This window comes from Chitinophaga sp. sic0106 (genome assembly GCF_019219075.1).
Lineage (GTDB): Bacteria > Bacteroidota > Bacteroidia > Chitinophagales > Chitinophagaceae > Chitinophaga.
Genome location: NZ_JAHUWJ010000011.1, coordinates 17,233 through 30,886 on the forward strand (window position 1 = coordinate 17,233; position 13,654 = coordinate 30,886).

The following is a 13,654-nucleotide window of genomic DNA, read 5'->3' on the forward strand; positions in this document are numbered from 1 at the left end:
TAGTAAAAAAATAACCCGCTTAACTGATAAAAGTCAGCCCGGCCAGCCGGTTGCTGGCATATCTTTATGCTGTCCAATATCCCTCTGACTATGAAATGGTTATTGCTCCTGGTATTATGCATTAGCCGGTAATATCCGGATGGTACAATTGCCACAACGGCAAGTAGCCGCTCAGCAATGATATATACAACGGAAAATCAACGCATTAATTAGCAAATCTGCCCCGTAAGTCAATATATTTGCAGCGATTAATACAAACGAAAGACAGTAACCTAACTATCACCCAACTGATGAGACTAATTGCCGCTATGGGAATTGCAGTGATGCTGGGCACAGCATTCACCGGCAATGCACAGACGACAAAGCCAAAGCCCGTTGCCAGCCCGACAATCACCTATGCTAAGATCCCGGATACGGAAGTGATGACTTCCACTATGATGGCTGACTGGGTACGTAATAATACCAGCAATCAAACGGAGGCACTGAAAGCTATTTATGCGTGGATCGGCAAGAATGTGGCCTACGATACCCGCAATACCTACGATCCGCAATACTATAAGGATACTACTGATGCCGCTGCCAAAACACTGAGGACAAGGCTGGCAATCTGCTATGGATATTCCTCACTTTTTGTGGAAATTGCAAGAAAATCCGGTATTTCTGCCATTTTGGTGTCCGGTTATACGGTTAGTGGCTCGCAGTTGAGCGCTGATGGTAGTCATGCCTGGGTAGCCGTGCAGGTAGCGGATAAATGGACGCTCATTGATCCCACGTGGGCTGCTGGCGGAGTGAGTGGAAATAAGTTTTATCCTTCCTTTACCTGGAAATATTTCATGGTGGCCCCTGATGTCTACATAAAAACACATGTACCATTTGATCCGATGTACCAGTTCCTGGAACAACCGCATACCCATACAGCAATTAAGGAAAATAACTGGTCAGCTGCGGCTGGTAGCCCGGCTTTTGCTTTTGCAGACACTATTGCCACCTGGAATAAACTGGACAGTACCGCCAGGCTGGAAAATACAGTAGACCGAATCCGGAGATTCGGCGTGAGCAATATGTACGTATCTACTGAGTTGAGTTATATGCTGCAGGTGCTGGATGTAGGGCGACAAAATGCCAAGGTTGCGGCGCAAAACGCCATGGCAGATAAATTCAACGCTACCACCGGCAGGTATAATGAGCTGGTCAATGACTTCAATGCCTATGTGGTTTTCAAGAATAAACAGTTTACACCTGTAAAAACCGATAAGGAAATCAGGGAGTGGATAGATAAGATGGCTGCGGATGTGGATAACATCAGTACTGCACTAAATGAAATTGTTTTTGAGGGAGGTAGCAGTAATGCCAGATCAGTCACTGAAGCCAGGCGCTCTGCGAAGGACATGAAAGACAGAATTGCTGAGGAACAGGCATTTGTGACCAAATACCTCAAAACCGGCAAGCTATTCAGGAAATCACTTTTTTACAAGATGACCTGGATGGGGATACCTGTGAATTAAGGTATTATTTTTTTAAATTTAGGAGAGAGTTAAAGTTTTATCCCTACCATGAGAATAGTAATCGCATTTGCGTGTATGCTAACCGTATCGGTGGCAAGCGCGCAGGCACCTAAGCCAGCAAAACCTGCTCCGGCCGTTGTGGCTATTCCGGATGCAGCTACCAGCAGCCCGGCCGATATGGCTAAGTGGCTGAAGGCCCATACCAACAGCAATCAGGCCTTTCAGCAGGCGCTGTTTCAATGGATTGCCACCCACATTGCCTACGATATTCCGGGCATGTATCAGCAAAAGAATTATAAGGATACTGCGGCTGTATTGCAGCAGGTGCTAAGATCCAGGGTTGGCATATGTGCCGATTACGCCAGTTTATATGCCCGCGTATGCCAGGAGGCAGGCATTGCGGCTTTTACGGTAAACGGCTATTGCCTGGAAAACGGAACATTGGCGCCTACCGGTGCGCATGACTGGGTGGTGGTGAAGAACGGGGCGCAGTGGACGGTCACAGATCCTACCTGGGGAGCCGGTACGGTGGATGGGGCGCGGTTTACGCCCAGGTTAAACTGGGAATGGTTCCAGGTAGCGCCGCAGGTGGCGGTAAAGCGTCACATTCCGTTTGATCCGATGTGGCAGTTGCTGACAAATCCGGTGCGGCATGATGCGGTGGGTGTTTCCAGGCAGAGCGGGCCGGTATTTAATTATAATGATACCATTAGTAAATATTTGCGTCAGCCGCGGTTTGAGCGCTTGTCAGGGGCGCTTGCAAGAATGGAGCGTTATGGTGGTGCGGCCAATCCTTTTGTGATGGCGGAGCTGGACTGGTTACGCCAAACAGTGAAGGTGCTGGCCGGTAACAGGGAGATAGAAGAGCGGAATAAGCTGGTGGATCAGTTTAATGTGGCTAATGAGGATTATACAGAGATGGTGAAGTGGTACAATGAGTACGTTTCTTTCAAAAATAGTCAGTTTTTGCCGGAGAAACCGGATTTGGCTGTCAGGAAGATGATAGCTGCGATGGTGAGCAGGGCAGAGGACCTGAGTAAACGTGTGGGGGCTATGCACGGGGCAGATGCCGGCATGACTGATCATTTACGGGAGCTGGGTGCAGCTGTGCAGGAGATGCGTGGTAAGATAATGGCGGAGGATGAGTTCGTTAACCGGTATTTAAAGACGGAGAAGTCGAAACGCCGGTCATTATTTTATGTAGAAGTGGTGGAGAAGTCGTAACTTTGCACGCTTCGTATATAAGGAAAAAATTTGGGAATGCAATAGATTTGTAAAATAATCCCATCCGTTAGCAAAAAGGATGCCCAAATTCAAATACTTTTTGGCAAGTTGATATTATTATATACCTTTGCATCCCGTTTAAAAGGTTATTTTCGTTCCTTTTAGTTTTGGGAGTTCTCTGTTTTGCAGAGGACGCTTAACCAAATTAAATAATAAAGTATGGCAAAAGAGATCGCAACGTACGTGAAATTGCAGGTTAAAGGCGGCCAAGCCAATCCTGCACCTCCAATCGGACCTGCTCTGGGTTCTAAAGGTGTGAACATCATGGAGTTTTGCAAGCAGTTCAATGCTCGTACCCAGGATAAAATTGGGAAAGTATTGCCTGTGTTGCTGACTGTTTACACAGACAAATCATTTGACTTCGTAATTAAGACGCCTCCGGCTCCAGTTCAGCTGAAGGAAGCTGCTAAAATTCAAAGTGGTTCTAAAGAACCAAACCGTAACAAGGTGGGCAAAGTAACCTGGGCTCAGGTTGAAGCGATTGCTCAGGATAAGATGCCTGATCTGAACTGCTTCACTCTGAACAGTGCGATGAGCATGGTTGCAGGTACTGCGCGTAGCATGGGTATTACTGTAGAAGGTAAAGCTCCTTGGGAAAACTAATTGTTTCACCCTGTTAAGGCAGGACTTAAAAATCATTTTGACAAATGGCAACTAAAAAGAGAAAAGTAGCTGAAGCAAAGGTGGACAAAAACAAAGTGTACACCCTGAAAGAAGCTTCCAGCTTAGTAAAAGAAATCAATTGCACTAAATTCGACTCTTCTGTCGATATCCATATCCGCTTAGGCGTTGATCCTAAGAAAGCTGACCAGGCTATCCGTGGTTCCGTAACGCTTCCACACGGTACTGGTAAAACAAAGAAAGTGTTAGTACTTTGCACCCCTGATAAAGAAGCGGCTGCTAAAGAAGCTGGCGCAGATTTCGTAGGTCTGGACGAATTCATCACTAAGATTGAAGGCGGTTGGACTGATGTTGATGTGATCGTAGCTACACCTGCTGTAATGCCTAAAATCGGTAAACTGGGTAAAATCTTAGGTCCTCGTAACCTGATGCCTAACCCTAAAACCGGTACTGTTACTAACGACGTGGCAGCAGCTGTAAACGATGTTAAAGGCGGTAAAATCACTTTCAAGGTTGATAAAGCTGGTATCATCCACGCTTCTATCGGTCGTGTATCTTTCGGTGTTGAGAAAATTGAGCAGAACTCTATGGAGCTGATCAACGCTATCATCAAGCTGAAACCAGCTACTGCAAAAGGTACTTACCTGAAAGGTTTGTCTATGGCTGCTACTATGAGCCCAGGCATCGCTATCGACACTAAATCTGTTCAAAACTAATTGATCACGAGTGTGTAGCCTGTGTTCGAGAGGGTATGGGCTAGCTGCAAACGTAATAATATGAATAAAGATCAAAAAAATGAAGTGATCGAACTGCTGAAAGGCAAGTTCTCTCAATACAACAACTTCTACATCACTAACACCGAATCACTGTCAGTTGCGCAGGTTAATAACCTGAGGAAAGCATGTTTCGACAAGAATGTAGAAATGAAAGTTGCAAAAAACACCCTGATTAAGAAAGCACTGGAATCTCTGGATGCTGAAAAATATGCAGGTGTTTACGAAGCGCTGAATGGCGTAACTGCACTGATGTTCTCTGATTCTCCAAAAGAACCGGCGTTGATCATCTCTTCTTTCCGTAAGGCGAATGCTAAACTGGAAAAACCTGTTCTGAAAGCAGCTTTTGTTGCTGACGAGGTTTACCTGGGCGATAACCAACTGAAAGCACTGACTGAGATCAAAACCAAAAACGAGCTCATCGGCGAAGTTATCGGTCTCCTCCAGTCTCCTGCAAAACGCGTTATTGCTGCTCTCCTGGAGAAAGGCAAAAACGAAGGTGGCGAAGTTGTTGCAGCAGAAGCTCCAGCAGCAGAGTAATTTTTGGGAGAACATTCTCCCCACAAAACATTGGCTTCCAAGTCATAATATATAATTAACAACAATTACAAAAAATATCTAAATTTTTATAAAATGGCAGACGTAAAAGCATTAGCCGAACAATTAGTTGGTTTAACTGTTAAGGAAGTTCAGGAACTCGCAGATGTACTGAAAAGCGAGTATGGTATCGAACCAGCTGCTGCTGCAGTTGTTGTAGCATCTAACGATGGTGCTGCTGCGGTTGAAGAGAAAACTGCTTTCAACGTTATCCTGAAAGCTGCAGGTGCTAGCAAACTGAACGTAGTTAAGGTTGTTAAAGACCTGACTGGCCTCGGTTTGAAAGAAGCAAAAGAACTGGTTGACGGCGCTCCTAAATCAGTAAAAGAAGGCGTTAGCAAAGCTGAAGCAGAAGATCTGAAAGCTAAGCTGACTGAAGCTGGTGCTGAAGTTGAAATTCAGTAATTCTTTGCTTAAGATATACATCTTTTAAAGGTCAAAAGTGCGCACAGCACTTTTGGCCTTATTCCCTTTGGGAAAGTGTCTTTTTCAGAGAGTCAAAATAGGGAATCACATGAGTGAATTTGACAATGTGCAAGAGGCAATACTTAACATGATGGGATATTGGCAAAGAAACCTTAATTTCCCTAATTCTTACAAGTCATATAACTGCTAACTTCGAATATGTCTCTAAAAAAAGCCCAAACAAACGAAAGAGTAAATTTTGGAAAGATCAAACAAGTTACTGAGACACCGGATCTGTTGGCTATCCAAATCCAATCTTTCAAGGATTTCTTCCAATTAGAAACCACACCAGACAAGCGAAATAACGAAGGTCTTTTTAAGGTATTCAAGGAGAATTTCCCGATTACGGATACGCGTAATATCTTCAATCTGGAGTTCCTGGACTACTTCGTTGATCCTCCGCGTTATACTATCGAGGAATGTATCGAGCGAGGGCTTACTTATTCCGTTCCACTGAAAGCGAAACTTCGCCTGAGCTGTAACGATGAGGAGCATGTGGATTTCCAGACAATCGTGCAGGATGTGTTCTTAGGAAACATTCCTTACATGACCCCGAGAGGTACTTTCGTTATCAATGGTGCTGAGCGCGTAGTTGTATCCCAACTGCACCGCTCTCCAGGTGTTTTCTTTGGTCAATCCATACATCCGAACGGAACCAAGATTTACTCTGCAAGGGTAATTCCGTTTAAGGGCGCGTGGATGGAGTTTGCAACGGACATCAACAATGTGATGTACGCTTACATTGACCGTAAGAAGAAATTCCCGGTTACCACCCTGTTACGTGCTATTGGCTATGAAACAGATAAGGACATCCTCCAGCTGTTTGGCATGGCGGATGAAGTGAAGGCAGACAAGAAATCCCTCGAGAAATACGCAGGGAAGAAACTGGCTGCACGCGTCCTGAGAAGCTGGGTGGAAGACTTTGTGGATGAAGATACCGGTGAAGTAGTGAGCATCGAACGTAATGAAATCATGCTGGAACGCGATAGCATCCTCGATGAAGAAAACATCGAAACTATCGTGGACATGGGCCTGAAATCTGTATTCGTGCAGAAAGAAGAGGTAAGTGGCGACTTCTCCATCATCTACAATACATTAAATAAGGATACATCTAACTCCGAGCTGGAAGCCGTTCAGCACATCTACCGCCAGCTGCGCGGTGCCGATGCGCCGGATGATGAAACTGCAAGGGGTATCATCGATAAATTATTCTTCTCCGATAAACGTTATGATCTCGGAGATGTTGGTCGTTACAAAATCAACAGAAAACTGGGTCTTCCTACGCCACTGGACATGAAAGTCCTGACGAAAGAAGACATCATCGCCATCATCAAATACCTGGTACAACTCACCAACAGTAAAGCAGAGATCGACGATATCGATCACCTGTCTAACCGTCGTGTACGTACCGTAGGTGAGCAGTTATATGCTCAGTTTGGTGTTGGTCTGGCACGTATGGCCCGTACCATCCGTGAAAGAATGAACGTACGTGACAACGAGGTGTTCACGCCGGTGGATCTGATCAACGCGAGGACGCTGTCTTCCGTAATCAACTCCTTCTTCGGTACCTCTCAGCTGTCACAGTTCCTGGATCAAACGAACCCGCTTTCTGAGATCACGCACAAACGTCGTATCTCCGCGCTCGGACCAGGTGGTTTGAGTCGTGAAAGAGCAGGCTTCGAGGTGCGTGACGTACACTATAGCCACTACGGCCGTCTGTGTACGATCGAAACACCGGAAGGTCCAAACATCGGTCTGATCTCCACCCTCTGCGTTCACGCGAAAGTGAATGAAATGGGCTTCATCGAAACTCCTTACCGTAAAGTAAACAACGGTAAAGTGGACATGGTGAAAGTGGAATTCCTCAGTGCTGAAGAAGAAGATTCTGTGAAAATCGCGCAGGCTAACGCCCCGCTCGACGAAAAAGGAAACTTCATTAATGATAAAGTAAAATCCCGCGAAACCGGTGACTTCCCTATCCTGGAAAAGGATGAAGTGGAATTCATGGACGTTGCACCTAACCAGATCGTAGGTTTGTCTGCATCACTGATTCCGTTCCTGGAGCATGATGATGCCAACCGTGCGCTGATGGGATCAAACATGCAACGCCAGGCCGTTCCGCTGATCAATCCTGAAGTGCCTATCGTAGGTACTGGTCTGGAAGCTAAAGCTGCACGCGATTCCCGCCTGCAGGTTACTTCAGAAGGTAAGGGTGTGATCGAGTTCGTGGATGCTAAAGAAATTCATGTTCGTTACGAGCGTGATGAAATGCAGAAACTGGTGAGCTTCGAAGATGATCTGGTAGTTTATAACCTGACCAAATTCGTTAAAACCAACCAGTCAACCTGTATCAACCTGAAACCTTGTGTGAAAAAAGGACAGCGCGTGGAACTGGGTGACTTCTTAACTGAAGGTTACGCAACCCGCGGTGGTGAGCTGGCACTGGGACGCAACATGAAAGTGGCGTTCATGCCTTGGAAAGGTTACAACTTTGAGGATGCGATCGTAATCTCTGAGCGTGTTGCACGTGAGGACCTCTTTACCTCCATCCACATCGATGAATATGAACTCGAAGTTCGTGATACTAAACTGGGTGAGGAAGAACTGACTCCGGATATTCCTAACGTAAGTGAAGAGGCTACCAAAGACCTCGACCAGAACGGTATCATCCGTGTTGGTGCTCACATTAAAGAAGGTGATATCCTGATCGGTAAAATCACTCCTCGTGGTGAATCTGATCCTTCTCCTGAAGAAAAACTGCTCCGTGCGATCTTCGGTGATAAGGCTTCTGATGCGAAAGATGCTTCCCTGAAAGCACCTCCATCCACTGAGGGTGTGGTAATCGACAAGAAACTGTTCAGCCGCGCCAAGAAAGATAAAAACTCTAAAACCCGTGAAAAAGCGGCATTAGAGAAACTGGAAAAAGTACACCAGAAGAACGAAGAAGATCTGCTGGAAGTACTGATGAGCAAACTGCAGGTGCTGTTGAAAGACAAAACCTCTCAGGGCATTACCAATACTTACGGTGAAGTTTTGATCTCCAAAGGATCTAAATTCTCTCCTAAGAACCTGGTAAACATCGATTTCCAGAATGTGAATCCACTGGGCTGGACTACCGACGAGGTGACCAACGACCAGATCAATACCCTGCTGCACAACTACAACATCAAGTACAACGAAGAGCTGGGCCGCTACAAACGTGAGAAATTCAACATTTCAATCGGTGATGAGCTCCCTGCTGGTGTACTGAAACTGGCGAAGGTTTACCTGGCCAGCAAACGTAAGCTGAAAGTGGGTGATAAGATGGCGGGACGTCACGGTAACAAGGGTATCGTTGCTAAGATCGTGCGTGATGAAGACATGCCGTTCCTGCACGATGGTACACCACTGGATATCGTACTGAACCCACTCGGGGTACCTTCCCGTATGAACCTTGGACAGATCTATGAAACCGTATTAGGTTGGGCAGGTCTGAAACTGGGTGTACGCTTTGCTACTCCAATCTTCGATGGTGCTACTACTGAAGAAATTGCTGGTTATATCGATGAGGCTGGTTTACCTAGCTTCGGTCACACCTATCTGTTTGATGGTGAAACCGGAGATCGTTTCCACCAGAAAGCGACCGTGGGTGTTATCTACATGCTCAAACTGAGCCACATGGTGGATGACAAAATGCACGCCCGTTCTATCGGACCATACTCCCTCATTACTCAGCAGCCGCTGGGTGGTAAGGCACAGTTTGGTGGTCAGCGTTTTGGTGAGATGGAGGTATGGGCACTGGAAGCATATGGTGCTGCCAATATCCTGCAGGAACTGCTTACCATTAAATCAGATGATATCGTAGGTCGTGCGAAAGCTTATGAATCAATTGTGAAAGGCGACAACATACCTAAAGCTGGTGTGCCTGAGTCCTTCAACGTATTGATCCACGAGTTACGCGGTCTGGGTCTGGATCTGAAATTTGACTAAGAGCTTTTAGCTACCAGCCATTCGCAGCAAGTGCGGATGGCTGATAGCTTTGATATTTCGCAGGAATAAAATTTTTGTCGCTGAACTGATCATCAGCGGCTAACAGCTAAAAGCTAATAACAGATGGCTATCAAGAAAGAAAATCGTCCTAAATCAAATTTTAACAGCATTACCATTAGTCTGGCTTCTCCTGATGTAATTCTGGAGCGTTCATACGGTGAAGTGCTGAAACCTGAAACCATCAACTACCGTACTTACAAGCCGGAACGTGATGGTTTGTTCTGCGAAAGGATTTTTGGTCCTGTAAAGGATTACGAATGCTATTGCGGAAAATATAAACGTATCCGTTACAAGGGTATCGTTTGCGACCGTTGTGGTGTGGAAGTAACGGAGAAGAAAGTGCGTCGCGAAAGAATGGGGCATATTCGTCTTGTTGTTCCGGTTGTACACATCTGGTACTTTAAATCTCTCCCTAATAAAATTGGTTACCTGCTGGGTATGTCTTCCAAAAAACTGGAGACTATCATCTACTACGAACGTTATGTAGTAATTCAGGCGGGTGCCAAACAGGAAAAAGGTATGAACTACGGTGACCTGCTCACTGAAGAAGAATACCTGGATATCCTGGATACGCTGCCAAAAGACAATCAACTGTTACCGGATGAAGATCCTAACAAGTTCATTGCTAAAATGGGTGCGGAAGCGGTAGAAATGATGCTGGCCCGTATTGATCTGGACAGCCTCTCTTACCAGCTGCGTAACCAGGCAGCCACTGAAACTTCCCAGCAACGTAAAGCTGAGGCGCTGAAACGCCTGAGCGTAGTGGAAGCTTTCCGTGAAGCTAATGGCCGTGTTGAAAACCGTCCTGAATGGATGGTAATGCAATATATCCCTGTTGTTCCACCAGAACTGCGTCCGTTAGTTCCGTTGGATGGTGGTCGTTTCGCGTCTTCTGACCTGAATGACCTGTACCGCAGGGTAATTATCCGTAACAATCGTCTGAAACGCCTGATAGAAATTAAGGCGCCTGAGGTGATCCTGCGTAACGAAAAACGTATGCTGCAGGAAGCGGTGGATTCTCTCTTCGACAACTCCCGTAAATCAAATGCGGTAAAAGCTGAAGGTGGTCGTGCACTGAAATCCCTCTCCGACGTACTGAAAGGTAAACAAGGTCGTTTCCGTCAGAACTTGCTCGGTAAACGTGTGGATTACTCCGGACGTTCTGTAATCGTGGTAGGTCCTGAACTGAAACTGCACGAGTGCGGTCTGCCAAAAGATATGGCGGCAGAGCTGTTCAAACCATTTATTATTCGTAAACTGATTGAAAGAGGTATCGTTAAAACCGTGAAATCAGCTAAAAAGCTGGTAGATCGTAAAGAAGCGGTAGTTTGGGATATCCTGGAGAATGTACTGAAAGGTCACCCGGTTATGCTGAACCGTGCGCCAACGCTGCACCGTCTCTCTATTCAGGCCTTCCAGCCTAAACTGGTGGAAGGTAAAGCAATCCAGCTTCACCCACTCGTGTGTTCTGCGTTCAACGCGGATTTCGATGGTGACCAGATGGCGGTACACGTTCCATTGAGCAACGCCGCAATCCTGGAAGCGCAACTCCTGATGCTGTCTTCTCACAACATTCTTAACCCGCAGAACGGTACACCTATCACCCTGCCTTCACAGGACATGGTTCTTGGTCTGTACTACATCACTAAGGGTAAGAAAACCATGGGTGATGAAATCGTAAAAGGAGAAGGAAAAGCTTTCTACTCTGCTGAAGAGGTTATTATCGCATATAACGAGGGCCAGGTTGACCTGCACGCTCACATCCGTGTAAAAGCTGACGTGAGAACTGCATCCGGTGAACTGGAAAGAAAACTGATCGAAACTACTGTAGGTCGCGTGATGTTCAACCAGCACGTTCCTAAAGCAGCCGGTTATGTTAACGCCCTGCTGACCAAGAAATCCCTGCGTGAAATCATCGGTGATATCATCAAATACACGAACATCCCAACTACTGCGAAGTTCCTGGATGATATCAAACAATTAGGTTTCCGTACGGCATTCCGTGGTGGTCTGTCCTTCAACATCAATGACCTGATCATCCCTGATGTTAAACAGGATATGATTGATGGCGCTGGTAGTGAGGTAGATGAGGTGTGGGATAACTACAACATGGGTCTGATCACAAACAACGAACGTTATAACCAGATCATCGATATTTGGTCCCGTGTGGATACCAAAATCACCGAAACGCTGATCCGCGAACTGGCTACAGATAAACAAGGTTTCAACTCTGTTTACATGATGCTTGATTCCGGTGCGCGTGGTTCCAAACAGCAGATTAAACAGCTGGCTGGTATCAGGGGTCTGATGGCTAAGCCTCGTAAGTCTGGCTCTACCGGTTCTGAGATTATCGAAAACCCGGTATTGTCCAACTTTAAGGATGGTCTGAACGTATTGGAATACTTCATTTCTACGCACGGTGCCCGTAAAGGTCTTGCGGATACGGCGTTGAAAACAGCGGATGCGGGTTACCTGACCCGTCGTCTGGTAGACGTTGCACAGGATGTGGTTATCAACGAGGAAGATTGCGGTACCCTGCGCGGTATTGCTACTTCAGCGCTGAAGGATAACGAAGAGGTGGTAGAACCACTGTACGATCGTATCCTGGGCCGTACTTCCCTGCACGACGTATACGATCCACTGAACGACGAGCTGATCGTTGCCGGTGGTGACCAAATCACAGAAGAAATTGCACATCGCATTGAAGACAGTGCTATCGAAACAGTAGAGATCCGTTCTGTACTGACTTGCGAAAGCCGTCGTGGTGTGTGTGTAAGATGCTATGGTAAAAACCTGGCAACCGGTTACACTGCACAGAAAGGTGATGCTGTAGGTATCATCGCTGCTCAGTCCATCGGTGAGCCTGGTACACAGTTGACTCTCCGTACCTTCCACGTAGGTGGTGTGGCTGGTTCTACTTCCGTTGAATCCGGCCTCGTTGCTAAGTTTGATGGTACTGTACAATTCGATGGTCTGCGTACTACTACCTACGAAAACAACGAAGGTGATAAAGTACAGGTGGTTATCGGTCGTACCGGTGAGCTGCGTATCATGGATGTTAAAAATGATCGCCTGTTGATCACTAACAACATTCCTTACGGTTCTACCCTGCTGGTAAAAGATGGTCAGAAAATCTCTAAAGGAGATCAGATCTGTACCTGGGATCCATTTAACGCCGTTATCGTGTCTGAAATCAACGGTAGCATCCGTTTCGACAGCATCATCGAAGGTATCACCTTCCGTGAAGAGGCTGACGAGCAGACCGGTCACCGCGAGAAAGTGGTTATCGAAACGAAAGACAAAAACAAGATTCCTTCCCTCGTTGTAGAAGGCAACAAGGAAGTAAAATCATACAACCTGCCGGTTGGTTCTCACATTGTTACCTCTGAAGGTGACACTGTAAGAGCAGGTCAGGTTATCGTGAAAATCCCTCGTATCCTCGGTAAACTCCGGGATATCACGGGTGGTCTCCCACGTGTAACTGAACTGTTCGAGGCACGTAACCCAAGCAACCCTGCTATCGTTTCTGAAATTGATGGTGTGGTAGCATTCGGTAACATCAAACGTGGTAACCGTGAGATCATCATCGAGAGCCGCGAAGGTCAGATCAAGAAATACCTGGTTCCATTGACCCGCCACATCCTGGTACAGGACGGTGACTTCGTGAAAGCCGGTACTTCTCTGTCCGATGGTTCTACTACCCCTGCCGACATCCTGGCCATTAAAGGTCCGTTTGCGGTACAGGAATACCTGGTGAATGAAATTCAAGAGGTATACCGCTTACAGGGTGTGAAGATCAACGATAAACACATCGAGGTGATCGTACGCCAGATGATGCGTAAAGTAAACATTGAAGATCCGGGCGATACCCGCTTCCTGGAAGGCGATACTGAAGACAGGTTCGACTTCTTCGAAGAAAACGACATCATCTTCGATAAGAAGGTGGTAACAGAAGCAGGTGAATCAACTACCCTGAAAGCTGGTCAGATCGTGACCCTCCGTCAGGTACGTGAAGAAAACTCTCTGTTGCGTCGTGCAGACAAGAAACTGGTTGAGTTCCGCGATGCGCAGCCAGCTACTTCAAGTCCGCTGTTACAAGGTATCACCAAGGCTTCCCTGGGTACACGCAGCTGGATATCAGCAGCATCCTTCCAGGAAACTACCAAGGTACTGTCTCAGGCAGCTATCAACGGTAAGATTGATGACATGATGGGCTTGAAAGAGAACGTTATCACCGGTCACCTGATCCCTGCTGGTACAGGTTTACGTGAGTTCGAAAACATGATCGTAGGTTCTAAGGAAGAATACGATATCCTAGCATCTTCTAAGGAAGTATTCCAGTTTGATGAAGAAGAATAGTACGTAAGTATTGTAATATTT

The 13,654-nt window shown here is 46.4% G+C and carries 8 protein-coding genes; all 8 read left to right on the forward strand.

Features of this window, described 5'->3' with window-relative positions:
* Positions 1 to 290: 290 nt before the first annotated feature.
* The 8 genes from KW844_RS16945 (at position 291) to rpoC (ending at position 13,633) form a co-directional block, all read left to right on the forward strand.
* Positions 291 to 1,505 carry a transglutaminase domain-containing protein gene (locus tag KW844_RS16945; protein ID WP_218377964.1) on the forward strand — a complete coding sequence of 405 codons (1,215 nt, stop codon included), beginning with the start codon at positions 291 to 293 and terminating at the stop codon, positions 1,503 to 1,505.
* 48 nt (positions 1,506 to 1,553) lie between these two features.
* Positions 1,554 to 2,729, forward strand: coding sequence for a transglutaminase domain-containing protein (locus KW844_RS16950; protein WP_218377965.1), 1,176 nt, complete (start codon positions 1,554 to 1,556; stop codon positions 2,727 to 2,729).
* A 219-nt stretch (positions 2,730 to 2,948) separates the two neighbouring features.
* Positions 2,949 to 3,392: a 50S ribosomal protein L11 gene (gene rplK / locus KW844_RS16955; protein WP_218377966.1), complete on the forward strand. Its 444-nt coding sequence runs from the start codon at positions 2,949 to 2,951 to the stop codon at positions 3,390 to 3,392.
* 44 nt (positions 3,393 to 3,436) lie between these two features.
* The gene (gene rplA / locus KW844_RS16960) at positions 3,437 to 4,126 is read left to right on the forward strand and encodes a 50S ribosomal protein L1 (RefSeq protein WP_218377967.1); all 690 of its coding nucleotides are present in this window, start codon (positions 3,437 to 3,439) and stop codon (positions 4,124 to 4,126) included.
* Between the two features lie 60 nt (positions 4,127 to 4,186).
* Positions 4,187 to 4,723: a 50S ribosomal protein L10 gene (rplJ, locus tag KW844_RS16965; protein WP_218377968.1), complete on the forward strand. Its 537-nt coding sequence runs from the start codon at positions 4,187 to 4,189 to the stop codon at positions 4,721 to 4,723.
* A gap of 93 nt (positions 4,724 to 4,816) precedes the next feature.
* A complete protein-coding gene (gene rplL, locus KW844_RS16970) occupies positions 4,817 to 5,185 on the forward strand; it encodes a 50S ribosomal protein L7/L12 (RefSeq protein ID WP_218377969.1) in 369 nt (122 codons plus the stop codon).
* A gap of 219 nt (positions 5,186 to 5,404) precedes the next feature.
* Positions 5,405 to 9,214 carry a DNA-directed RNA polymerase subunit beta gene (rpoB, locus tag KW844_RS16975; protein WP_218377970.1) on the forward strand — a complete coding sequence of 1,270 codons (3,810 nt, stop codon included), beginning with the start codon at positions 5,405 to 5,407 and terminating at the stop codon, positions 9,212 to 9,214.
* A 123-nt stretch (positions 9,215 to 9,337) separates the two neighbouring features.
* Positions 9,338 to 13,633 carry a DNA-directed RNA polymerase subunit beta' gene (gene rpoC / locus KW844_RS16980; RefSeq protein WP_218377971.1) on the forward strand — a complete coding sequence of 1,432 codons (4,296 nt, stop codon included), beginning with the start codon at positions 9,338 to 9,340 and terminating at the stop codon, positions 13,631 to 13,633.
* The last annotated feature ends 21 nt before the right edge of the window (positions 13,634 to 13,654 follow it).